Raw genomic sequence first — 20,232 nt, 5'->3', positions numbered from 1 at the left:
TTTTTTATTATGAGTACATTTTCTTTCTCATTTCCTGAATCTTTTCATCTTCAAGATATTCGTCAAAAGTCATATATCGATCAATTACACCATTAGGTGTAATTTCCAAAATTCGGTTTGCAACAGTTTGAGCAAATTCGTGGTCATGTGTTGTAAATAATACAGAACCTTTGAAATTTTTCAATGAGTTATTGAAAGCGGTAATCGATTCCAAATCCAAGTGATTTGTAGGTTCATCCAACATTAAGACATTAGCACGCAACATCATCATTCTTGACAACATACAACGTACTTTTTCACCTCCCGATAAAACGCGACCTGTTTTTAATGCTTCCTCACCAGAGAAAATCATTTTTCCTAAGAAACCGCGTACATAAACTTCATCGCGCTCTTCCTCTGTTTTAGCCCATTGACGTAACCAATCTACTAAGGTCAAATCATTTTCAAAGAAACTATGGTTATCACCAGGTAAATACGATTGATTAGTAGTAATTCCCCAATCAAAAGTTCCTGAATCCGGTGTTAAGTTGCCATTTAAAACTTCGTAAAAAGCGGTGGTAGCACGTGAATCTCTCGAAAAAACAACAATCTTGTCGCCTTTGGCCATATTTAAGTCCACATTTTTAAACAATACTTCTCCATCAACCGAAGCGGATAAATTCTGAACGTTCAAAATCTGATCTCCTGCTTCACGTTCCTGGTCAAAAATAATGGCAGGATAACGACGGCTTGAAGGCTTGATTTCGCCAATGTTCAATTTCTCAATCATTTTTTTACGAGAAGTAGCTTGTTTTGATTTTGCAACGTTCGCAGAGAAACGACGAATAAACTCTTCCAATTCTGCTTTTTTCTCTTCAGCCTTTTTATTTTGTTGTGCTCTTTGTTTCGCTGCTAACTGAGACGACTCATACCAGAATGTATAGTTACCTGAATAATGGTTGATTTTACCGAAGTCAATATCTGATACGTGAGTACACACTGCATCCAAAAAGTGACGGTCGTGCGAAACCACTAATACCGTATTTTCATAATTTGCCAAGAAATTCTCCAACCAACCGATGGTTTCAAAATCCAAGTCGTTGGTAGGCTCATCCATGATCAATACGTCTGGATTTCCAAATAAAGCCTGAGCCAAAAGGACACGAACTTTTAATTTTCCTTCCATTTCGCTCATTAATGTATAATGATAATCGGCACCGATGCCTAGATTGGATAATAAAGTCGCAGCATCAGAATCAGCATTCCATCCGTTCATTTCTTCAAACTGAACTTGTAGTTCACCTATTCGATCCACTTTGTCATCAGAATAATCTGCATACAAATCATCCATCTCTTTTTTAACTGCGAATAGTGTTTTGTTACCCATTAAAACGGTTTCCAAAACAGTATGCTCATCAAACATATTGTGATTCTGATTCAGAACCGACATACGTTTTCCAGGTTCAAGAATAACACGTCCAGAAGTTGGATCGATATCTCCTGATAATATTTTTAAGAATGTTGATTTTCCTGCACCATTTGCACCAATAATTCCGTAACAGTTACCCTGAGTAAAAGTTACGTTTACTTCATCAAATAAAATTCGTTTACCAAATTGAACCGATAAATTAGAAACTGTAAGCATTTATTTATTTTTTTAAAAGTGTTGCAAAAGTAGTAAAAATAGTGGAGTTTTACTTCAATGAAACAATCAAAATGACAATACCTTTTTCAAACGCTGCTCCTATTCACTTAATTCTGGAAACCTTTGCCTTTTTTATAGGTATCCGCATCTATTATTTTTTACGAAAAGACATCCAAGATCCTATTTCTGATATGAATAGGTTATGGATTATGTTAGGCGCTATGGTTGGTGCACTCATTGGTTCAAGGGTAATTGCACTGTTTGAAAATCCTAATGCAATTATGCACCAAACTTGGGTTAGTTTTTACCAAAACAAAACAGTTGCAGGTGGCTTTTTTGGTGGTTTATTTGGAGTGGAATTATTCAAGAAATTTTTGCATGTTAAAATCGCTTCGGGTGATATTTATGTTATTCCCATATTGATTGCACTTATTATTGGTCGGATTGGTTGTTTTGGAATGGGTATTTTAGAACCAACTTATGGTATCGAAACCACTTTTTTCACCGGAATGGATTTGGGCGATGGCACATTAAGACACCCAGTAGCTTTGTACGAAATTATCACAATGGCATTCCTGACACTTGGTTTTATCATGATAAAAAAATATCCTTTGCAAAACGGAGATCGATTCAAGCTATTTATGATTGCCTATTTTCTGTATCGTTTTGTAGTTGAGTTCATTAAACCCTACCAAGCATTATTTTTAGATTTAAGCATTATACATTGGATTTCGATTTTTATATTTGTTTATTATCATCAATTTTTTATCCGAATTTCTAAATCCTTTTTCAATGCCAAATAGAGACTACATTTATTACGATTATACTAAAAGTTTATGCCCTGAGTGTCTACATCTTGTAGATGCAAAAATCATTTTTCAGGATGATAAAGTTTGGATGCTGAAACATTGTAAAACCCATGGCGATTCTAAAGTAATGATTGCCGATGATGTAGAATATTACCGTCAAATCAGGAACTACAACAAACAATCAGAAATTCCTTTAAAATTCAATACCAAAGTTCATTATGGTTGCCCTTATGATTGTGGCTTGTGTACAGATCATGAACAACATTCTTGTTTATCAATTGTAGAAGTAACGGATCGATGCAACTTGGCTTGTCCTACTTGTTATGCCAGTTCCGGACCGAATTACGGAAACCACAGAACATTGGAAGAAATAGAAAAAATGTTTGATATAATTGTAGCCAATGAAGGCGAACCGGATGTAGTGCAGATATCGGGTGGAGAACCTACTGTTCATCCGCAGTTTTTTGAGATTTTGGATATTGCCAAAAGCAAACCTATCCGACATTTGATGTTGAACACTAACGGAATCCGTATTGCTAAAGATGTGAATTTTGTAGAAAAGTTAGCTTCTTATATGCCCGATTTCGAAATTTATCTTCAGTTTGACAGTTTTAAACCAGAAGTATTAGAAAAATTAAGAGGCGAGGATTTAACCGAAGTCCGTAAAAAAGCCATTGAAAATCTAAATAAATTCAACTTATCCACTACTCTGGTAATTACATTACAAAAAGGAGAAAACGATGATGAAATTGGCAAAATTTTAGAATATGCCGTGCAACAAAAATGTGTTCGTGGTGTAACGTTCCAACCCACACAAGTAGCAGGACGTAATGAAAACTATGACGATAACGCTGGCAGAATTACATTAACTGAAGTCCGTCGAAAAATATACGAGCAATATCCCGTTTTTACTCCACAAGATTTAATTCCGGTACCCTGCAATCCCGATGCTTTATGCATGGCTTATGCATTAAAAATTGATGGAGAAGTGCTTCCTATGACACATTTAATTAATCCTGAAGATTTATTAAACAATTCAAAAAATACCATCGTATTTGAAAACGACGAAAAACTGAAAGATCATATGCTGAATTTATTCAGTACCGGAATTTCAGTCGATTGTGCCGAGGAAGAATTTGGTGAATTAATGTGTTGTTTACCCAGAGTAAAATCGGATTCTTTGCATTATGAAAATCTTTTCCGTATCATTATCATGAATTTCATGGATGCGCAGGATTTTGATGTTCGTGCAGTAAAGAAATCCTGTGTGCATATTGTTGATAAAAGAGGTAAAATGGTGCCATTTGAAACCATGAACTTATTTTATAGAGACAATACAATAGATGAAATCAGAAAAGTGTTAAATTAGACCTATGAAAACATTCTTCCTACAATCAGAAATCTTACTTCAAGTTGGTATGGCTTTGGCAGTCTTAAGTGCGCCACTTTTTCTCGTTGGATTGATTATGATTATTGCTTCTGAAAAGAGCCGAAAAACAGGAATTAAACTCTTAATCGGTTCTATCATTACATTTGTAATTGGTTTTGGAACTTGTTTTGCGAATTTCTCATTAGGCGGAATGCATTAAATTGTCACTATGGAGCTTTTAATACTATTATTAATGATGTTTGCAGGTATTGTATTGCTTGTAAGTCCATTTACTTTTTTAATCGGTTTGTATAAAGTTTTCTTTCAAAAAGAAGACAAAAAATTCGGAATCCAACTACTCACCTATTCAGTAATTGCAATTATAATTGGTTTAGGAACTTGCTTTTCAACAGGACTTCTTTATTGATTTCAACCCATTGCAACTTTAACTGTCCATTAACAGCCTGATATTATTAATAAAAATATATTTGCTCTATCATAATTAGATTAGAATGATTGCCTATTTTAAAAAACTACCATTTCTGTTTACCTTAATAAGTCCATTTCTTCTGACTTCTTGTGCAAGAGTCTTTCAAGATAATGATTATTCAGCTTATTTTGGAGGGGAAATTATTAACCCTAATTCAAAATTGGTTTATCTATGTCGTGACAATGAAGTAATTGACACTATCGAATTAGATAAAAACAATAGATTCTTCACTAAATACGATTCTTTAACTCCGGGAATGTACACTTTCAAACACGATCCGGAATACCAATACATTTATTTTGACAAAAATGACAGTTTGATGATTCGTTTGAACACTCACGAATTTGATAACTCATTAACGTTTTGCGGAAGAGGTGATGAAAAAAACAATTTTTTAATCGAACTTTTTCTTAAAAATGAAAACGATAAGAACACGACTTTTGATATCTACGATTATGATTTGAAAAAATTCGAAGATAAAATAAACGCCGATTTCAAAGAAAAAAATGCGTTTTATGAAAGACGCAAAGAAGACATTAACTGGGATGAAAATTTTGATATTTATGCCAAATCCATGTTGGAAATGCCTTATTTAGCTCAAAAAGAAGTCTATCCGCTAGCGCACAAATTCAGAACCAGTCAGGATGTTTGCAAAAAATTACCTAAAGATTACTATGCTTTCAGAAAAGGTATTGATTTCAATAATGAAAAACTAACCAACTTCGCTCCATTTGTTCGTTATCTAACATCCATGATGAATAATGTAACTTGCAGTAAAGATGGTAATAATAAATCTTTAGAAAATAACATCAAAAAATTGGATGTGGCAGATTCCATATTTACCAATCCAAAAATAAAAAATGCGGTATTGAACAATATTGCCTTCATGTATATGTTGGAAGACCAAAATATGATGAACAATCAGAAATTTTTGGACAAATATTTCAAATTATGTACTGATAAAGAAAAACAAAAAGAAATCAAAAAAATAGCCGAGGCAACACAAACCATGTCTCCCGGCAAACCATTACAAAAAGTACAACTAACTAATCCTAAAGGAGAAAAAGTAAATTTAAGTTTAAAGAAAAATGCTGTGATTTATTTCTGGACTTCAGAGGCAAGATCACACATGGTTTCAGCACATAAACGAGCTAAAGAACTCAAAACCAAGCATCCTGATTGGGATTTTATAGCTGTAAACATTGATGATACTTACGAAACTTGGAGAAAAACTTTAGAAGAATACAATTTGTCCGAAAACGAATTACACGCAGCCGATTTTAAAGAAATAAAAGACAAATGGGTTATTACTAAAATTCACCGTGCGATGCTAATTAACGCTAATGGAACCATTAACAACGGGTTTGTTAGCTTATTTGACGCAAACTTCGAGAGATATTTGAAGTAGAAGTTCCACTTAAAAAAATAAAAAAAAGCGTTCATTTACTGAACGCTTTTTTTATACTTTGTACTATATAATTACTTGTTTCCTTTTTCATAATCGGCAATGAACTGAGCAATTCCGATATCTGTTAATGGGTGTTTTAATAAACCTGTAATGGCAGACAATGGTCCAGTCATAACATCGGCACCAATTTTTGCACAGTTTACAATATGCATGGTGTGACGAACGGATGCAGCCAAAATTTGAGTTTCAAATCCATAGTTGTCATAAATGTCACGAATTTCTTGAATCAAGTTCAAACCGTCTGTAGAAACATCATCCAAACGACCTAAGAAAGGAGAAACATAAGTAGCTCCGGCTTTTGCAGCTAACAAAGCTTGACCTGCCGAAAACACTAAAGTTACATTCGTTCTGATACCACGATCAGAAAAATATTTACAAGCTTTAACACCTTCTTTAGTCATTGGTAATTTCACTACGATTTGTTCATGCAATTCTGCCAATTCCTCTCCTTCTTTAACCATTCCTTCAAAGTCAAGCGCATTTACTTCAGCACTAACATCACCATCAACAATATTACATATGTCAACATAATGCTTCAAAATGTTATTTGTACCAGTAATTCCTTCTTTTGCCATTAATGACGGATTAGTCGTAACTCCATCAAGAATTCCTAAAGCCTGTGCTTCTTTAATCTGATCTAAATTGGCTGTGTCAATAAAAAATTTCATCTGTGTGTATTTAAAATAGTTGTGTTTAACGATTAATATTAATTAATTTGGGCGTGTCCCTTTGGGCCGGGCTATACGCTTTACTCTTTTTATCACTTCCGTGAATAAAAAGGAGTTCCGCTTCTATCCCTCACGCGGACGCAAAATTACAATTTATAATGATTCATCAGCATTTTTTCGTATACTTTATCCGGTAATGCTCTTTTCAAAACAATAGAAAATTTCTGCATGAAAGCACCTACTTTATAATGCACGTTCGGATTTGGAGTTTGAATGATTTTATATATAGCACTAGCCATTTCCTCAGGATTACTGCCACTATCTACATGCGTATTCATTTCATTTAGAGTATTTCCATAAGGAACTTCATAGGCTGATCCTTTGATAACCGGCGCATGATAACGACCCGCTGCAATATTAGTGGCGAAATCACCCGGAGCCACATTCGTGATCTGTATGCCAAATTGTTTGGTTTCCATACGTAAAGCCTCCGTTATCAATTCCAATGCACCTTTCGAAGCAGAATAAATACCTCTGTAAGGTAATCCCATATAACCTGCAATGGAAGTGATATTGATAATTAATCCCGATTTCTGCGATCGCATTTGAGGCAAAACAGCTTTCATCACTTCAATGGGTCCGAACAAATTCGTTTCAAAGTTATTTTTGATTTCTTCTGTTGGAATTTCTTCAATTGGTCCCGTGATTCCAACACCCGCATTGTTGATTACCACATCTATCCTTCCTGATTTTGCAATAATTTGATTTACCGCTTGTTGAATTGTTTCAACATTACGAACGTCTAATGCAAGCAACGGAAACACAGAATTCGTGATTCTTTCTGGGTTACGGCTAGTTCCATAGACTGTAAACCCTTTCTGGTGTAAAAATTCTCCAATTGACTTTCCAATTCCTGACGAACCACCAGTGATTAGTACTACTTTACTCATATTATTATTTATATAATTGAAATTCCCAATCCGGGCTTTTCTGATAATTGAATTTTTCCATTAATGACTTTGCTTCCAGAGGCAATATCATTGGCAATTAAATTAGCGCCATCCAAATCAACATAATCCACTAAAGGTGACAATACTGCTCCTGCAGAAATTCCAATACTCGACTCGGTCATACAACCTACCATAATTTTAAAATCTAACGCTCTAGCTACTTTAATCAATTCCAGTGCCGGTGTTAAACCTCCGCATTTCATCAACTTTATATTAATGCTTCTGTAATGTGATTGCAAAGAAAGTAAATTTCTTACGCTTTGGCAATCTTCATCAGCCATCCAATTCGCATTCAAATCACTATTCAATACGGAATAACTCCCAGTCTTCATTGGCTGTTCTATATAACTAAATCGTTCCGAATCGGTATAATTTTGCAACCAAACACAATGCTCTTTGTTAAAACTCCCGTTGGAATCCAAAGCTAGATTTTGAGGCATTTGCGAAAGTTTCAATATTGCTTTTTCATCAAATCCATTACATTTCACTTTAAATTTGGTCCAATTCGATTTTTCTATCTTCTCAATTTGTTCCGAAACATCAGCAACACTTATGGTTATTGACGAATCTGGCAGTGATTGATACTGAATTGAATTCAACTCCAAAAAACTTTTGTTCTCCAATTTTCCAAATAAATCCCAATAGGCACAATCCAATGCCGAAAGTAAAAACTCTGGCAATTGTATAGTGTTTAAAAAACGATAAAAATCTTGTGGATGTAGTATTTGAAAATTTTCAATTAAAGTTTTACTTGAGGAAAGCTGTTTTTCAAAATCTGAAAGCTTAACGCCATAATAATCGATAGCGGTGCATTCTCCATAACCAGCAATTCCATTGTATACTAATGTTACAATTAAGGCTTCTCTATGAGAATAATTCCCATATGATATCGAAAACGTTTCTTTAAGTTCTAAGGTAACAACCTGCCAGGATAATTGCATTAGGAATAATTTGTCCTAAAAATAAAAAATCCCGAACAAACGGGACTACAAATTCTGAATTACTTTAAGAAAAAAATGGCAAGCGACCTACATCGCACCGCTACAACCACATACCTTTGCTGCGTTCCCACCCTGGAGGAGTCTGCAGGAGCTGGTCGTGTAGGACTTGCCGGTGCAAATATACAATCTTTTTGTATTTTTGCAAGCACATTTGATAATGTAAAACTCCTTTGTATATTGTATTCGAAAAATAATTAATAATGAAAAAATATAACCTACTAGCATTCACTTCGTTAGTCATGCTTTTAACAAATTGTGCCGGTGATAAAAAAAATTTATTTTCAATCGACGACTCCCAATTTAAGTTGTTATACCATCAAGACGACAATGTTTCATTGGTCGTAAAGAATAAAAAAGACAAAACCATTGATTCTATTGTTTACTATAACGGCGATAAAAAAATCGGATCAGTCAAAGGCAATACCACTTTCAATTATAGTTTAAAAGACCAAAAATTTGGTTACCAAAACTTAAAAGCAGTCATTTATTTCGAAGGCGATTCAACAAAAACAGAAAGTAGAATTGAATTGGTTTCCCATATAGAACCAAAATTACTAACCTATACCGTACTTCGTACTTTCCCTCACGACTTAAAAGCTTATACACAAGGCTTGGAATTTTATCGTGATACTTTATTTGAAGGAACTGGAAATGGTGCTGGAAACAGCTCTGGTGTTCGTGGTATTTCCAGTTTAAGAAAAACCGACTACAGAACCGGAAAAGTGCTTAAAAAAGTTGAATTGGGCGCCGATTATTTTGGCGAAGGCATTACGATTTTGAATAATAAAGTATACCAACTGACATGGTTGAACAACGAAGGTTATGTTTATAATGCCGATACTTTCAAAAAAGAGAAAACTTTCAAATACTTCAAAAAAATGGAAGGATGGGGTTTAACCAATGATGGAAAGAACCTATACCAAAGTGACGGTACTGAGAGAATTACGCTTATAAACCCGGAAACATTCCAACCGGTTGATTACATTAATGTATACACTGCCAACAACAAAATTAAAGCCGTTAACGAATTAGAATGGATTGACGGAAAAATATATGCTAATGTGTATCAAATGGATGCTTTAGCTATCATTGATCCAAAATCGGGTGCTGTTGAAGCGGTAATCGATTTGTCAAAATTGAAAGAAAAAGTAACGCAACATCCGGATATTGATGTATTAAACGGAATTGCGTACAACCCAAAAACTAAAACGATTTTTGTAACCGGAAAAAACTGGGATAAAATGTTTGAAATTAAAATCAATCATTAATTTTCATCTTCCCTCCCAACCTTTTCCTAAAAAATGGTCTCTATACAATTATACAGACCATTTTTTATTTTATATACAATGCAAAAATTACAACTTTCCATACCAGAACCCTGCCACGAAAACTGGGCACAAATGACACCAACCGAGAAAGGAATGTTTTGTGCAGCCTGCCAAAAAAATGTTTATGATTTTACCAATTCAACCGACAGAGAAATTATTGGTGCTTATAAAAAGAATCAAAATTTATGCGGTCGATTTCTAACTACTCAATTGGATAGAGAATTGGTACTACCTAAGGAAAGAAAATCGATTTGGTTGGCATCTTTGTTTTTTGGAATGGTTGCTTTATTTGACACCAAAGCAACTGCACAGGAAAAACCGAAAACAGAACAAACAGATACTAAAAATATAAACACTGCGAATGTTCCGACAGAAACCGTAAATCAATCTGAAGAAAAGATGATAACTGGCATTGTATCTGATGCATCGGGCCCAATTCCTGGAGCCAACGTAGTTGTTCAAGGCACCACAAGAGGAGTACAAAGTAATTTTGACGGTACCTATTCTATCCGTGTTAAAGAAGGAGAAAAATTAGTGTATTCTTTTATGGGAATGAAAGATACGTTTAAAACTGTTGGAGCTTCAAACGTAATAAACACGACTTTACAAGACAATAATGTATTTCTTGGTGAAATTATATTTTCAAAGTCAGACTCTCCTAAAAAAAGTGTCTATTATGGAAGATTTCCCCGTTCAGTAGAAACTTGGTTAGAATAAAAAATGAATCATTTATGAAAAGATTACAATTAACCATACCAGAACCCTGCCACGAAAACTGGGCACAAATGACACCAAACGAAAAAGGAAGATTTTGTTCAGCCTGCCAGAAAAATGTGTATGATTTTACCAATTTAACCGACAGAGAAATTATCGGTGCTTATAAAAAGAATCAAAATTTATGCGGTCGATTTCTCACTACTCAATTGGATAGAGACTTGGTACTACCTAAGGAAAGAAAATCGATCTGGTTGGCATCTTTGTTTTTTGGAATGGTTGCTTTATTTGGCACCAAAGCTACTGCACAGGAAAAACCAAAAACAGAACAAACAGATACTAAAAATATAAACACTGCGAATGTTCCGACAGAAAACGTAAATCAATCTGAAGAAAAGATAATAACTGGCATTGTATCTGATGCATCGGGCCCAATTCCTGGAGCCAACGTAGTTGTTCAAGGCACCACAAGAGGAGTACAAAGTAATTTTGACGGCACCTATTCTATCCGTGTTAAAGAAGGAGAAAAATTAGTGTATTCTTTTATGGGAATGAAAGATACGGTTAAAACTGTTGGAGAATCCACTATAATCAACACCACACTTATTGACAATACAACCGGTATGATTTATCAAGTAGGTGGCATCTCTAGTAAAAGAAGAGGTTTCATTGAAAGAGCCTATCGTGTTGTAGAAAGCTGGTTTGAAGAATAAATTATTTCTTGTGGCTTCACTTAAAGCAAAAAAAAAACTAAACCAAATAGCTGTGATTTATTTTCTATTTTAAAAAGAAAATCACAAAATCTGTGATTTTTATTTTATTTTAAAAAAGAAATCACAGGATAAAATTTAGTCTTATTTTTCTTTTAGCAATTACTGTAAATAAAAAAGCAGACTAGATGTCTGCTTTTTATTGATCGATAGATTATTTTTTTGCTTCGTAACGGGAAGATTTCTCGTTATACACATACTTGGTCGCTTTTGTTTTATTTTTCAATAAAAATTCTCCATTAGGCAATAATTGGAATTCGTAACCTTCACTTCTTTTTTTGAATTGGGTTTCGGAAGCGGTTTTCAATTTATCCAAGAAAACGATTTCCTGCACTTCTATTGCTTTTTGCGTATTTCCAATCAATAAAGTTTTAGTAGCCGGATTCCACAATTGGTTTTCAGTAACCGTTGCCGTTTCCTTTTTAAGCTTCGTTTCCGTTTTTACAATTTCATTCCATGTAACACAGTAAAACGTATTGGCTTTCACTTTTACTTGCGCTACTTTTACATTGCTTGGGCTAAAATCAGTACGGCTTTTACTCAACAACATACTGTCTTTGGCTACAACCAAGAACAAATCTTTCTTTTTATTATAAGCTACCGAAGCATCACCTGACTTCGCTAAAACGCTAGCTGTTACTTTAGAAGCAGTTGTTTTCTTTTTCTTCTTTTGTCCGTAAGATAAACTTACCGATAATACCATTAAAAGTAGTGCAATTTTTTTCATTGTTTATAAGTTATTTGGTTTGCCAATATATTAAAAATATCCTACCAAAAAACAAAAATCACGCCAAAAAAAGCGTGATTTAAATTATTCAGTTATTGCGTTCAACAAAAGCTGTGCGGTAGCTTCATTTGTAGCCAAAGGCACATTATGCACATCACAAATTCGGATCAACATATTGATATCCGGCTCATGAGGATGACTACTCATGGGATCTTTAAAAAAGAGTACCATTTTACATTTTCCTTCGGCAACACGAGCAGCAATTTGAGCGTCACCACCTAATGGACCACTCAGCATTTTTTTTACTTTTATGCCCACCACTTCGGCTTTACTACCAGTAGTTCCTGTTGCTACTATCTTAATATTCTCTTTGATTAGAATGTCTATATTTTTATTTAAAAATTGCACCATATCGGCTTTTTTGCCGTCGTGTGCGATTATTGCAATTTCCATGATTATTTATTTAAAACATGATATTCGATGAGACCGTCAATTGGTCTACGTAAAACGTTACCCAATTGGATTCCGTGTTTGTCTAAAACGCTTTGTAATTCTTCTTTTAGGTAAAAAGCAATAGAACCGATGAAATGTACTGGAACTTCTTTGTAATTTTCGAATTGTTTGATATAATTTTCGACAAAAGATTCCATTTCTTCAAAAATGTATTGGCGACAGAATTCGGTGTCTTTGTGTTTGATTAAGAATTTTGCAAAAGTCGCCAAATAAGCGTTAGGATTGGGTTCTTTGTACAAATTATGCTTCACCGGATCCGGTTCTACATTATAGGTTGTTTCAAACTCTTGAGCCAAATCAGCTGGCATTTTATTGAAATAATAGCCTCTCAACAAATGACGTCCGAATCGATTTCCGGAACAATCATCCATGGCAATGTAACCAAGAGACTGCACTTTTTGATGCAAAACATGACCGTCAAAATAACTACAGTTCGAACCAGTACCCAAAATACTAACGATTGCTTTTTCTCCTTTTGGTGTAGTGGCAAAAACGGCGGCATACGTATCTTCATGTACCGTAACTACAGCGTTTGGGAAGTAATCTTGAAAAACTTGAGTCAGAAAATTTTTCATTCTATCCGTACCACATCCGGCACCATAAAAAAACAAACTGGACACTTGGCTTTTGTTGTGTGAAATATCGAAACGATCTTCCAAACGGTTAATAATTTCATCTTTAGACAACACTTCAGGATTTAATCCCAAAGATTGCGTAGTAAACAATACCTTACCGGCATCATCAATGGCAATCCAGTCGGCCTTAGTAGAACCGCTATCAACGAGTAATTTCATTTAAAATTTTGAGTTATAAATTATGAGTTGTGCCATTTAGCCCCGATAGCAGCGGCATCCTTTTTTTAGGATCATTGCGGTTATCGAAATGATTCTAAAAAAAGATACAGCGAATAGCGGGAAATAGCTTCTAATAAAAAATCCCGTTAATACAATTACTAACGGGATTATAAAGATATCAAATTATTTTAAACCAGAAACGTGAACGGCCAAATCGATTAATTTGCTTGAGTAACCGTATTCGTTATCGTACCAAGAAACCAATTTAAAAAATGTTGAATTTAGGCCAATTCCGGCATGAGCATCTACCACTGAAGTACGAGAATCTCCAATAAAATCTTGAGAAACCACGTCGTCTTCAGTAAAGCCAAGAATACCTTTCATTGAAGTTTCAGAAGCGTTTTTAAGCACCTTCATAATTTCTTCGTAAGACGTTTCTTTGGCCAATTTCACTGTTAAATCCACTACAGAAACATCGGCAGTTGGCACACGCATTGACATACCTGTCAATTTACCGTTCAATTCAGGAATTACTTTTCCAACCGCTTTAGCAGCACCGGTCTGCGACGGAATGATGTTTAATAAAGCAGCACGACCACCACGGAAATCCTTACGTGAAGGTCCGTCAACCGTTAATTGGGTTGCAGTTGTAGCATGAATTGTAGTCATTAAACCTTCAACGATTCCGAAATTATCGTTGATTACTTTTGCTAAAGGCGCCAAACAGTTTGTTGTACATGAAGCGTTCGAAACAATAGTATCAGCAGCAGTAGCTTTTTCGTGGTTTACTCCCATTACAAACATTGGAGCATCTGCTGAAGGAGCAGAAATTACCACTTTTTTAGCACCACCTTTGATGTGTGCATTAGCCGTTTCCAAAGTCGTGAAAATACCGGTACATTCTGCCACTACATCCACATCCACTTCAGCATCGTCCCATTTGATTAATGTTGGATCTTTTTCTGCAGTTACACGGATGTATTTATCGTTAACATATAATTTTCCTTCCTTCACTTCTACTTTTCCGTTGAAACGTCCGTGAACCGAGTCATATTTTAATAAATAAGCCAAATGCTCAACATCCAATAAATCGTTGATTGCTGTAACTTCTACATTATCTCTGTTGAATGTTTCTCTAAACACAATTCTTCCAATACGGCCGAAACCGTTAATTCCTAATTTTACTTTCATAGTCATCTTCTTTAGGCTTTAAGCAATTTACTTAAAGTTATTATTTAAATAGATTAATTTTATAATAGTGGGGTTATGTTGTCATTATATCAGAAACCCTCAATAATTCTTCGTCAATTTTAGAGCTTCCTTTTATGGCTTGTTCCAATGGTGTCAAGGCCACTTTATCCTGGTACAAACCTACCATGAAATTCGATTTCCCTTCAAGTATAGACTCAACAGCTTTTACACCCAATCTAGATGCTAAAACACGATCAAAACACGAAGGCGAACCACCGCGTTGCATGTGACCGAGAACGGATACACGAACATCGTATTCCGGTAAGTTTTCTTCTACATATTCTTTAAGTTCGAATACGTTTTTACCAATTTTATCACCTTCGGAAACCACAACAATACTCGAAGATTTTCCAGAAGCTTTACTTTTTTGAAGCGATTCCAATAAACGTTCCAAACCTAAATCTTCTTCAGGTATCAAGATTTCTTCTGCTCCTGCTCCGATGCCTGCATTCAAAGCGATATGGCCTGCATCACGCCCCATAACTTCAACAAAGAATAATCGATTATGAGAACTGGCAGTATCTCGAATTTTATCGATGGCTTCGACTACGGTATTTAAAGCCGTATCGTAACCCAAAGTATGGCTGGTACCGTAGATGTCGTTATCAATAGTTCCAGGGATTCCCATTACTGGATAACCAAATTCATTATTGAAAATTTCAGCACCGGTAAAAGTACCGTCACCACCGATAACCACTAAGGCATCGATTTCTGCATTTACTAAATTTTGATGGGCTTTTTTGCGTCCTTCGGGAGTTTTGAAATCCATTGAACGTGCGGATTTCAGAATGGTTCCGCCTTTATTTACAATATTGTTCACGGAACGAGGTCCCATTTCTTTAAAATCGCCTTCAATCATTCCTTGATAGCCGCGGTATATTCCTATACATTCAACATTGTGATAAGCACATGTACGAACAACCGATCTGATGGCTGCGTTCATTCCTGGAGAATCTCCACCAGAAGTTAGAACACCTATTTTCTTAATAATTTTTGACATCTAAAATTAATTATAACGTAAAATTACTAAAGAAAATCTGTTAAAATTCAAAGATATGTTAAAATATAGACGAGACTGTAAATTTCAAACGTTTTCGTTAATAAGTTTTTAAAAATCAACCTGTTTTAGTTACCATCAGGTGCTTTTTCCTCCTCCTCTTTTGGTTTTTCGGTTGCTTTTTTCTGGCGTTGATCCGTAAATTGAAATCCCTCAGGATAGAGATCCGAATCAGGTATTTCGTCTTTGGACTCTTTTTCTTTTTTCGCTTTTTTGGAGGAGAATACTTTTTGCATTAATTCTTTGAACGTATTGAAATCGACTTCATAAGAAACCCCTAGTCCTTGTGTATACCCAATTCCTTCACCTATATAATTAATGTCGTTCTCTCTATTAAAGAATCTGGCTTTTAATGTTCCATCTTCATTCAAACGCAACTGCACTTCCACATTACCGATAACGGCTGTTTCGGTAACACCACCTACCGGCACACCCACTTGCCCATTGATGGTTAATTTATCACTAATTTGCGTAGAATAAGTTACTCCTACCCTTCCTTCTGATTGGAAATCAGGATTACGTTTATCGGCAGTTACGATGTAGGGAGCTACTTTAAATTTATCATCGCTGCTTGAAAACAAATCTTCAAATAAACTTCCAGCTCTTTCTAATAAATTCCCCGTAATGGCATTTTCAGCCACTCCTTTATCGGTAAGGAAACTACCTGTAGATAATAAATAAATCGCCTGAGTTTGTCTATTGTCTGCATTATTTAACTTGTATTCCAATTCCGATTTCAGCACTGAACTTACCGTAGGGAAATTGATTGAAATATCCGGTGTTGGATTGGCCAATTGATCCGTCAATTTGATCACTACTTCTGTTGGTACCTTTTTATTAATAGAAGGATTATCCAGTAAAACCGCAGGATTTGCTTGTGTAGCGTAAACGGCTTCCATATTCAAAGTAGCATTCAAAGGATCTCCATCCCATGAAATATAACCTCCTTTTTTAACTTCGAATTTTTTGTCAATAATTCCACCGTATTTGAAGTTGTATTCTCCTTTATACACTTGGAAATCTCCCCACATGTTGAATTTACCCAACGTATTGATTTCCATTAGTAAAGAGCCCACTCCGCGTCCTTTCAAACCATGCCCATTACTTTTGTTAATGATTACTTCAATTTCAGCATCAGGTGTAATATCCAATTCAAAATTCAACTCAATTCCATTATATCCTTTTGATTTGATATTTTTTTCTTTTTGTGCAGCCAAACCATTTTTTGTCACAAACTTGATATAATCTTTCTCAGTAGTAGCCTCTGTGTCATTTATAGGTATTTTAATAGAAGTATCCTTCCCTGATTTGGCATTTACGTTAATTACCAAACCGTTAGTAGGTCCTTTTATAGATGCTTCTCCATCGATAAAAGCCGTTCCATAATACAACGCATCATCAGAATCCTTGGTGTCCAAAGCTAACATTCGATCCGAATCAATATTCAAATCCAGATACCAATCGGCAAATTTGTTATGCCTTATAGCGCCTGTGAGTCGGCCTTCGGTATTAAATTTCGAATCATACAAGGCAATATTCCTGAAACTAAACTGATTTTCAGTAACATCAACAATAGAATTTTTGCCAAAATTATAATCTGTATTTAAGTACGGAATTTTCAATCCTGCCTTATTGAGGTACATTCGCCCTGTAATGTCAGGTTCATCGAAATCGCCAGTAAATCTTGCGGTTCCGGATGCCAATCCCCTAATATTCTTTATAATGTCGCCACCCAACGGACTAAATATTCCCAAATTAAAATCCTCCAATCTCAAATCCAGATCCAGTTGTGTGTTTTTACCTTCAACAAATACATTACCTTCTGCTGAAAAGGATTCCAATCCTTCATTACGCAATACTGAATTTACCTTGAAATTTTTAAAATTATCGTCTCCCTTAACGTCAATATTCAGTTTTCCGAGCGCAAAATTATTAATATTCAAACTATCAATTTCAAGAGAAGAAGTAGGTTCATAAACCGATTTTCTTTGTTTGAAATCAACAATTCCATTGACTCTTCCCTTAAAATTTAAACTATCTACCGAAGGTGTAATTTTATCGAGCTGTACATCTTTGAAGGAGAGCTGCACATCTTTATAGGTAGAATCTTTTAGTTTTCCCATAAGCTGTACCAACTGTTCTCCATGCGTCATCGAGATCTTTTCAATAGAAAAATCGGTAAGTTTTTTATTAAATACAATTTTATTGTCTTTTTCTTCTTTTTCGTTGATAAACCATAAGTAATCTTTAAAATTCACTTCCGATTTTTTTACACCAACCACACTATTATTTTCCTCATTGATCGTATGATACAAGTTAAGATTGTAGTAATCTTTTCCCTTTTTTCCACCTTTGAATTCCGTTCTGAAGAACAACGTATCATTCGCTGTAACATTAATCAAACTAAGGTCAGCTACTTTGTAATACTTTGTTTTAATGCTATCCATTTCGATATACGCATTATACAAAGGATTTTTATTATCAATATCGACATTGATATTATCGAATTGGTTCCCATACGCTGAAATGGATGGCGATTTAAAATTTAGTTTAAACATACCATCATTCGAATCAATTTCACCTTTCATATAAGTGTTTTCACCCAAAGAAATTTCAGGATAGAAGACTTCGATAAGTTTACTGTAGACGTTAAAATCAAATTTCACAAATTGCCCTTTACTTACTTTATTCGGTGAATAATTGGCGTATAAACTACCCAAAGAATTTTCAATCAGATCAGGCAATTGTTTGAATTGGAATTTCCCTTCAACTTTCCCTTCAATAATATCAGGCGAATTGATTGTAATGGTTCTAACTCGATTTGCGTCAAAAGATGATTCCACCTGAAAATCATCGAAGAAATACGTCTCTTTACTATTTTCATATGAAGTTTGATTGATATAGACATTACCATAAATGTTGTCTATCGTATTTCCTTGCAAATCCATCACGACGTCTCCTCTAAAAACTGAAACTTCATCAGAAGTATAAATATTCAGTTTTTTTAGGTTTGCATATTCTACCTTAGCATGAAAATCGTATTTGTTTTCTCGCTTACTTAAATCCAAGTTACCATCGAATTCCATGATTAAATTAGGATCGTTGACAACAATATCTCCTTTAAACACGGATTTCATCATAGTTCCGTCCACTGCAATATTTCGGTAATTATACCCATTGTAGTAAACACTTTTCACATCACCTTTGATTTGTGTATCAAGATATTTCTCTTTAAACCCTTTACCATCGGCATCTAAATCCAAATTAACGATTCCAAGATCGTCTCTCTCTAAAAACTTCCCTAAGTCAAAATTATTCAACTTAATATTTCCTTTATAAGTAGCATTATCGATATTATCGATATTTGTCATGCTCAAATCCGACTCAACATTACCCAATGCAGTAATTAAAGAAACATCCGCTTTCACCGTTTTAAGAGTAACTTCAGTTTCACCGGAAAGCGTAAACCGTCCGAATTTTTTAAATGTAGATGGTAAATTATCTCCCAAAACTCTCGGTAGAATTCTGTTTAAATCGTCATAGGTAGAGGAAATATTGGAAAATTTCCCTTTCATGTAAAAATCACCTTTGTTTTTGGTGAACAAATTTTTAAAATCAAAATTTCCGACAATTTCAGAATTGTTTTGATCAACTAAGTAAAGTCTCCTTGCTTTGAAATTATTAAGACTACCGTATAAATTTCCGCGAATATCAAATTGTTGATTTTTCCCAAATTCTCCATAAAACAGATTCAAATCATTGGAAGAAACCTGTGCTTCATCCACCTTTACATCGAAAATCACTTTATTGTTAAAATCTGCGAAATCTTTTCTATCGTATTTTAATTCAACATCTCCTTTCAATAGAGAATTTGAGGTTTTTAAATCCAGGTTGGCTAAGTGAATATTTTTCTTAGTATACGTAAAATCAGAAGTCAAATTATCGACCACCAGACCATGATTGTCAACGAACGCCATTTCATTAATTTTCATAGTTACATCAGGTCCAAGCACTTGAAAATTCGTTGTGTAAGCATTCAGTTTTTTGGCTTCAAACACCAATTGATTTTTCAGATTTTCATCTAAAAACCTAAAATGACTATTGGTGAGATGCATCTCTTTTGCAGTCATTAAGAATTTTTTGCTTTTAGGTTTGCTTGGTTCTCCACTATCAAAAAGTGCCACAAACTTATCTAAGTTCGTGTCTTTTTCTCCCTTATAATTTTTGATATGGAAATCCAAACCATCTAAACGTACTTCTCCAAAATGCAAGTCACCGTCCATTAGTTTTTTTAGGTCGATAAGATTGGTTTTAAGTACATTAATATGAAAAAGAGTGTCTTTTTTGTAATCCTTAATAAGGACTTTTTTAAGCTTTACACCACCGAATACCGTGAAATTTGCTTCTTCAACGGTTATATCCGTTCCAAAATCTTGATTTAATCTCTCTGTAGCATACTGACCCAATTTTGTTTGAACAAACGGCATATTCAAAGCAATGGCTAGCACCAGTAAAAGCAAAATCATTCCAAGTAGGAAATACAAAGCTATTTTCAGGATTTTTTTGAGGCCAGTATTTTTTTTAGTTTCTTCCAAGAGTAATCAAACAAAAGGTAATTAAGCCACTACAGTAAATTCAT

Annotated in this window: 18 protein-coding genes and 1 other RNA gene; 8 read left to right on the top strand and 11 right to left on the bottom strand. The window is 34.6% G+C overall.

The window, feature by feature from the left end; genetic code table 11:
* Positions 1–7: 7 nt before the first annotated feature.
* Entirely contained in the window at positions 8–1,624 is a 1,617-nt protein-coding gene (locus ACFO7M_RS14035) for an ABC-F family ATP-binding cassette domain-containing protein (protein WP_379712761.1), read from the bottom strand.
* 71 nt (positions 1,625–1,695) lie between these two features.
* Here ACFO7M_RS14035 and ACFO7M_RS14030 point away from each other — a divergent pair, with 71 nt between their 5' ends.
* From ACFO7M_RS14030 to ACFO7M_RS14010, 5 genes are all read left to right on the top strand, one after another.
* Positions 1,696–2,427: a prolipoprotein diacylglyceryl transferase family protein gene (locus ACFO7M_RS14030; RefSeq protein ID WP_379736335.1), complete on the top strand. Its 732-nt coding sequence runs from the start codon at positions 1,696–1,698 to the stop codon at positions 2,425–2,427.
* The gene (locus ACFO7M_RS14025) at positions 2,417–3,802 is read left to right on the top strand and encodes a radical SAM protein (protein ID WP_379736333.1); all 1,386 of its coding nucleotides are present in this window, start codon (positions 2,417–2,419) and stop codon (positions 3,800–3,802) included. Before ACFO7M_RS14030 ends, ACFO7M_RS14025 begins: the two co-directional genes overlap by 11 nt.
* 4 nt (positions 3,803–3,806) lie before the next feature.
* A complete protein-coding gene (locus tag ACFO7M_RS14020) occupies positions 3,807–4,022 on the top strand; it encodes a hypothetical protein (protein WP_379712768.1) in 216 nt (71 codons plus the stop codon).
* 9 nt (positions 4,023–4,031) lie between these two features.
* Complete coding sequence (locus ACFO7M_RS14015; protein ID WP_379736331.1) at positions 4,032–4,229, top strand: hypothetical protein; 198 nt, start codon at positions 4,032–4,034, stop codon at positions 4,227–4,229.
* An 85-nt stretch (positions 4,230–4,314) separates the two neighbouring features.
* A complete protein-coding gene (locus tag ACFO7M_RS14010; protein WP_379736329.1) occupies positions 4,315–5,700 on the top strand; it encodes a thioredoxin-like domain-containing protein in 1,386 nt (461 codons plus the stop codon).
* 71 nt (positions 5,701–5,771) lie between these two features.
* On the opposite strand, the gene fsa is transcribed toward ACFO7M_RS14010, so the two are convergent.
* The 4 genes from fsa to ffs all read right to left on the bottom strand — a co-directional run bounded on the left by fsa (position 5,772) and on the right by ffs (position 8,551).
* Positions 5,772–6,428: a fructose-6-phosphate aldolase gene (gene fsa, locus ACFO7M_RS14005; protein WP_379736327.1), complete on the bottom strand. Its 657-nt coding sequence runs from the start codon at positions 6,426–6,428 to the stop codon at positions 5,772–5,774.
* A 146-nt stretch (positions 6,429–6,574) separates the two neighbouring features.
* Complete coding sequence (locus ACFO7M_RS14000) at positions 6,575–7,378, bottom strand: SDR family oxidoreductase (RefSeq protein ID WP_379736325.1); 804 nt, start codon at positions 7,376–7,378, stop codon at positions 6,575–6,577.
* A gap of 8 nt (positions 7,379–7,386) precedes the next feature.
* Positions 7,387–8,379: an enolase C-terminal domain-like protein gene (locus tag ACFO7M_RS13995; RefSeq protein WP_379736323.1), complete on the bottom strand. Its 993-nt coding sequence runs from the start codon at positions 8,377–8,379 to the stop codon at positions 7,387–7,389.
* Positions 8,380–8,452: 73 nt separating this feature from the next.
* An RNA gene (gene ffs, locus ACFO7M_RS13990) (signal recognition particle sRNA small type) lies at positions 8,453–8,551 on the bottom strand.
* Positions 8,552–8,639: 88 nt separating this feature from the next.
* Between ffs and ACFO7M_RS13985 the strand changes: the two genes are divergently transcribed.
* From ACFO7M_RS13985 to ACFO7M_RS13975, 3 genes are all read left to right on the top strand, one after another.
* Positions 8,640–9,707 carry a glutaminyl-peptide cyclotransferase gene (locus tag ACFO7M_RS13985; RefSeq protein ID WP_379712780.1) on the top strand — a complete coding sequence of 356 codons (1,068 nt, stop codon included), beginning with the start codon at positions 8,640–8,642 and terminating at the stop codon, positions 9,705–9,707.
* A gap of 78 nt (positions 9,708–9,785) precedes the next feature.
* Positions 9,786–10,484 carry a carboxypeptidase-like regulatory domain-containing protein gene (locus ACFO7M_RS13980; protein ID WP_379736321.1) on the top strand — a complete coding sequence of 233 codons (699 nt, stop codon included), beginning with the start codon at positions 9,786–9,788 and terminating at the stop codon, positions 10,482–10,484.
* Positions 10,485–10,498: 14 nt separating this feature from the next.
* The gene (locus tag ACFO7M_RS13975; RefSeq protein ID WP_379736319.1) at positions 10,499–11,194 is read left to right on the top strand and encodes a carboxypeptidase-like regulatory domain-containing protein; all 696 of its coding nucleotides are present in this window, start codon (positions 10,499–10,501) and stop codon (positions 11,192–11,194) included.
* A gap of 211 nt (positions 11,195–11,405) precedes the next feature.
* Here ACFO7M_RS13975 and ACFO7M_RS13970 read toward each other — a convergent pair whose 3' ends face one another.
* The 6 genes from ACFO7M_RS13970 to ACFO7M_RS13945 all read right to left on the bottom strand — a co-directional run bounded on the left by ACFO7M_RS13970 (position 11,406) and on the right by ACFO7M_RS13945 (position 20,137).
* Positions 11,406–11,978, bottom strand: coding sequence for a hypothetical protein (locus ACFO7M_RS13970; protein ID WP_379736317.1), 573 nt, complete (start codon positions 11,976–11,978; stop codon positions 11,406–11,408).
* Between the two features lie 84 nt (positions 11,979–12,062).
* Entirely contained in the window at positions 12,063–12,431 is a 369-nt protein-coding gene (locus ACFO7M_RS13965) for a methylglyoxal synthase (protein ID WP_379712788.1), read from the bottom strand.
* Between the two features lie 2 nt (positions 12,432–12,433).
* Positions 12,434–13,285, bottom strand: a complete 852-nt coding sequence (locus ACFO7M_RS13960; RefSeq protein ID WP_379736315.1) for a BadF/BadG/BcrA/BcrD ATPase family protein — start codon at positions 13,283–13,285, stop codon at positions 12,434–12,436.
* Between the two features lie 183 nt (positions 13,286–13,468).
* The gene (gene gap, locus ACFO7M_RS13955; protein ID WP_379736313.1) at positions 13,469–14,476 is read right to left on the bottom strand and encodes a type I glyceraldehyde-3-phosphate dehydrogenase; all 1,008 of its coding nucleotides are present in this window, start codon (positions 14,474–14,476) and stop codon (positions 13,469–13,471) included.
* 73 nt (positions 14,477–14,549) lie between these two features.
* Entirely contained in the window at positions 14,550–15,536 is a 987-nt protein-coding gene (gene pfkA / locus ACFO7M_RS13950) for a 6-phosphofructokinase (RefSeq protein ID WP_379712794.1), read from the bottom strand.
* A 125-nt stretch (positions 15,537–15,661) separates the two neighbouring features.
* Positions 15,662–20,137: a translocation/assembly module TamB domain-containing protein gene (locus tag ACFO7M_RS13945; RefSeq protein WP_379736311.1), complete on the bottom strand. Its 4,476-nt coding sequence runs from the start codon at positions 20,135–20,137 to the stop codon at positions 15,662–15,664.
* Positions 20,138–20,232 lie beyond the last annotated feature (95 nt).

The sequence above is a fragment of the Flavobacterium sp. GCM10023249 genome, assembly GCF_042653365.1.
In the GTDB taxonomy this organism is placed as follows: domain Bacteria; phylum Bacteroidota; class Bacteroidia; order Flavobacteriales; family Flavobacteriaceae; genus Flavobacterium.
The sequence above is the reverse complement of the archived record's forward strand: the minus strand, read 5'-3'. Positions and strand labels throughout refer to the sequence as shown.

What these genes read in the sequence shown, in the direction of transcription:
- ACFO7M_RS13960 (WP_379736315.1), bottom strand. Translation starts at nt 13,285, where the DNA reads ATGAAATTACTCGTTGATAGCGGTTCTACTAAGGCCGACTGGATTGCC.
- ACFO7M_RS14015 (WP_379736331.1), top strand. Translation starts at nt 4,032, where the DNA reads ATGGAGCTTTTAATACTATTATTAATGATGTTTGCAGGTATTGTATTG.
- ACFO7M_RS13965 (WP_379712788.1), bottom strand. Translation starts at nt 12,431, where the DNA reads ATGGAAATTGCAATAATCGCACACGACGGCAAAAAAGCCGATATGGTG.
- ACFO7M_RS14010 (WP_379736329.1), top strand. Translation starts at nt 4,315, where the DNA reads ATGATTGCCTATTTTAAAAAACTACCATTTCTGTTTACCTTAATAAGT.
- pfkA (WP_379712794.1), bottom strand. Translation starts at nt 15,536, where the DNA reads ATGTCAAAAATTATTAAGAAAATAGGTGTTCTAACTTCTGGTGGAGAT.
- fsa (WP_379736327.1), bottom strand. Translation starts at nt 6,428, where the DNA reads ATGAAATTTTTTATTGACACAGCCAATTTAGATCAGATTAAAGAAGCA.
- ACFO7M_RS13975 (WP_379736319.1), top strand. Translation starts at nt 10,499, where the DNA reads ATGAAAAGATTACAATTAACCATACCAGAACCCTGCCACGAAAACTGG.
- ACFO7M_RS14035 (WP_379712761.1), bottom strand. Translation starts at nt 1,624, where the DNA reads ATGCTTACAGTTTCTAATTTATCGGTTCAATTTGGTAAACGAATTTTA.
- gap (WP_379736313.1), bottom strand. Translation starts at nt 14,476, where the DNA reads ATGAAAGTAAAATTAGGAATTAACGGTTTCGGCCGTATTGGAAGAATT.
- ACFO7M_RS14030 (WP_379736335.1), top strand. Translation starts at nt 1,696, where the DNA reads ATGACAATACCTTTTTCAAACGCTGCTCCTATTCACTTAATTCTGGAA.
- ACFO7M_RS14025 (WP_379736333.1), top strand. Translation starts at nt 2,417, where the DNA reads ATGCCAAATAGAGACTACATTTATTACGATTATACTAAAAGTTTATGC.
- ACFO7M_RS13980 (WP_379736321.1), top strand. Translation starts at nt 9,786, where the DNA reads ATGCAAAAATTACAACTTTCCATACCAGAACCCTGCCACGAAAACTGG.
- ACFO7M_RS14000 (WP_379736325.1), bottom strand. Translation starts at nt 7,378, where the DNA reads ATGAGTAAAGTAGTACTAATCACTGGTGGTTCGTCAGGAATTGGAAAG.
- ACFO7M_RS13970 (WP_379736317.1), bottom strand. Translation starts at nt 11,978, where the DNA reads ATGAAAAAAATTGCACTACTTTTAATGGTATTATCGGTAAGTTTATCT.
- ACFO7M_RS13985 (WP_379712780.1), top strand. Translation starts at nt 8,640, where the DNA reads ATGAAAAAATATAACCTACTAGCATTCACTTCGTTAGTCATGCTTTTA.
- ACFO7M_RS13995 (WP_379736323.1), bottom strand. Translation starts at nt 8,379, where the DNA reads ATGCAATTATCCTGGCAGGTTGTTACCTTAGAACTTAAAGAAACGTTT.
- ACFO7M_RS14020 (WP_379712768.1), top strand. Translation starts at nt 3,807, where the DNA reads ATGAAAACATTCTTCCTACAATCAGAAATCTTACTTCAAGTTGGTATG.